4 protein-coding genes are annotated in these 2,547 nt (G+C 47.2%); all 4 read right to left on the bottom strand.

Annotated features, from left to right (window positions below; all coding sequences use genetic code 11):
* Nucleotides 1–453 (bottom strand): ACP S-malonyltransferase (locus B3180_RS03035; protein ID WP_286842955.1); only part of this gene is annotated, 453 nt, incomplete at its 3' end.
* A gap of 10 nt (nt 454–463) precedes the next feature.
* Nucleotides 464–1,426, bottom strand: coding sequence for a beta-ketoacyl-ACP synthase III (locus B3180_RS03030; protein ID WP_054488521.1), 963 nt, complete (start codon nt 1,424–1,426; stop codon nt 464–466).
* A 16-nt stretch (nt 1,427–1,442) separates the two neighbouring features.
* Nucleotides 1,443–2,468, bottom strand: coding sequence for a phosphate acyltransferase PlsX (gene plsX, locus B3180_RS03025; RefSeq protein WP_054487652.1), 1,026 nt, complete (start codon nt 2,466–2,468; stop codon nt 1,443–1,445).
* An 8-nt stretch (nt 2,469–2,476) separates the two neighbouring features.
* On the bottom strand, nt 2,477–2,547 hold a 71-nt coding region (gene rpmF / locus B3180_RS03020; RefSeq protein ID WP_286843040.1), incomplete at its 5' end, for a 50S ribosomal protein L32.

Raw genomic sequence — 2,547 nt, 5'->3', positions numbered from 1 at the left:
TGCTTGCTCCAGGCAAATATTCTCAATGTCAGCGTCTTCCAGGCCAATTACTGCAGCCATAGCGCCTTCACCTTCAGCAACGGCTTGTTGCATAAATTGACCGCGTAAAGCGACTAATTTAACCGCATCAGAAAAACCAAGAGCTCCCGCGCAAACAAGTGCTGAATATTCACCTAGGCTGTGCCCCGCCATAACGCTCACATCGGCAAGGCCTTTTTCTTTAGCGACACGGTATAAAGCAACGCTAGCGGTCAGTAAAGCTGGCTGTGTGCGCTGGGTATCATTAAGTTTCTTCTCCGGCCCCTGTTGAACCAGTTCCCATAGGTCGTAATCTAAAACTGAACTTGCTTCAGAAAATGTTTCTTTAATTAAGGCAAAGTCGTTCGATAAATCGCCTAACATTCCAACGCTTTGTGACCCTTGTCCCGGAAATAACAATGCCGTTTTAGTCATAATTACCCTCTTAATATTGAACCAGCGCAGAGCCCCAGGCGAAACCACCACCAAAGGCCTCTAACAATAATTTTTGGCCGCGTTTTATACGTCCGTCTTTGACCGCCCAGTCAAGTGCTATTGGCACCGATGCCGCAGAAGTATTACCGGTTTTATCCAAAGTAATAACCACTCGCTCCATCGGCATATGTAATTTCTTTGCTGTTGCTTTAATGATACGCAAATTTGCCTGGTGAGGTATTAGCCAGTCCAGGTCCTGCGCCTGTAATCTATTCTCTGCCAGAGTATCGGTAACCAAACTGCTCAACTTAGCAACGGCAACTTTAAAAACCTCGTTACCTTTCATATACATCCAGGCGCTTTCTGCACTACCTTCAGTACCTCTGGGGGCTTGTTTCGCACCTAATAAGTGGCTGTATTCACCGGCGCTGTACAAGTGAGTTGAGAGAATACCGGGGGAGTCACTTTGTTCAAGTATGACAGCACCGGCCCCGTCACCAAAAAGTACCAGAGTGTTGCGATCATCGGGATCACACAACCGGGCAAGAACGTCGGCTCCTATCACCAGTATACGGCGATGTTGACCACTTTTAATAAATTGATCGGCAACAGAAAGTGCATAAATAAAACCGGAGCATGCGGCTCCGACATCAAACGCGGGAATGGATGTAATACCCAGCATACGCTGAATTTCACATGCAGCACTTGGAAATGCGTGTTCTGCAGAAGTGGTCGCAACCACTATCATATCCACATCTTGTGGATTCAGTTGAGCCGCAGCTAAGGCTTCTTTAGCGGCTTCAAACCCAATTGTTGCGGCCGTTTCGTTAGCTCCCGCAATACGTCGTTCCTTGATACCCGTACGTTCGGTTATCCATTCATCGGAGGTATCAACGCGTTTCGAGAGTTCTTCATTGGTCAGTCGTTGTTCCGGAAGATAATGCCCGGTACCAACAATTTTTGAATAAGTCATAGCGCTACTTAACTGATTACAGCTGTTCTGATAAGACTGCTTCGACACGATGTTTAATTCGTTCAGGAAGCTGTTCATGCGCTTCTGCGACGGCTTGCTGAATTGCACTATAGAAAGCGCCGGCGCTAGCGCTACCGTGACTTTTTATCACGACATGCCGCAATCCTATCAGACTCGCACCATTGTAGTGGTCGGGCTTCAGCCTATCCCAGGACTTGTGCGTTCGTTTTTGTAGAAAACGGAAGAAGAATCGGTACAACCAATGTGAGTTAAGCGTTTCCCGCATCTGCTCAATAATGAAAGTTGCAAGACCTTCACAGCTTTTCAGTGCAATATTACCCACGAAGCCATCACAAACAACGACATCGGCACGTCCACTGAATAAATGATTACCTTCAATAAAACCAATATAGTTGACGTGGTCGCATTGTGCGAGTCGCGCGGCCGCGTTCCGCACTACATCGTTACCTTTAATGTCCTCTTCGCCCATATTAAGAAGGCTAATTTTTGGGGCAGGCACTCCAGAAAGATACTCCGCAGCTACAGCTCCCATAACACCAAATTGAAATAATGTTTCCGAGTCACAGCTTGCGTTGGCGCCCAAGTCCAATAGATACGATTTACCACCGGTTTGATTCGGCAGTGCTGTCATTAACGCCGGGCGTAACACTCCGGGCAAGGTTTTTAAAGTAAAATAGGCGTTAGTCATCAGCGCGCCGGTATTTCCCCCGCTTACCATAGCCTGGCAATCGCCCTCTGTTAGTGTATTAAGAGCAATGCGCATGGAGGATTCTGGTTTGCTGCGTAAAGACTGCCCAGGCTTATCATCCATTTCGATGATTTGCTCTGCATGAATGAGTTTTACTGCCGGATGAGAGTTTAAGTGATGCTTTTCAAGCAACGGGGTGAGTTCATGCTGATGCCCGACAACGGTGAATTTAACATCAGGATACTGATGAACCGCTTTTTCCAGGGCTTCTATAACAATAGAGGGGCCATTATCGCCCCCCATTGCATCAATCGCTATGTTCAGTTCAGGCATGGCCTGTCTTACTTATTAACGACCTTACGACCCTTATAATAACCGTCGGCTGTTACGTGGTGACGACGATGCGTTTCAC

The sequence above is a fragment of the Idiomarina sp. UBA4206 genome (assembly GCF_002383015.1).
Classification (GTDB): Bacteria; Pseudomonadota; Gammaproteobacteria; order Enterobacterales; family Alteromonadaceae; genus Idiomarina; species Idiomarina abyssalis.
The sequence above is the reverse complement of the archived record's forward strand: the minus strand, read 5'-3'. Positions and strand labels throughout refer to the sequence as shown.

Excerpts from the sequence above, each read along its gene's own strand:
- B3180_RS03030 (WP_054488521.1), bottom strand. The coding sequence starts at position 1,426 with ATGACTTATTCAAAAATTGTTGGTACCGGGCATTATCTTCCGGAACAA.
- plsX (WP_054487652.1), bottom strand. The coding sequence starts at position 2,468 with ATGCCTGAACTGAACATAGCGATTGATGCAATGGGGGGCGATAATGGC.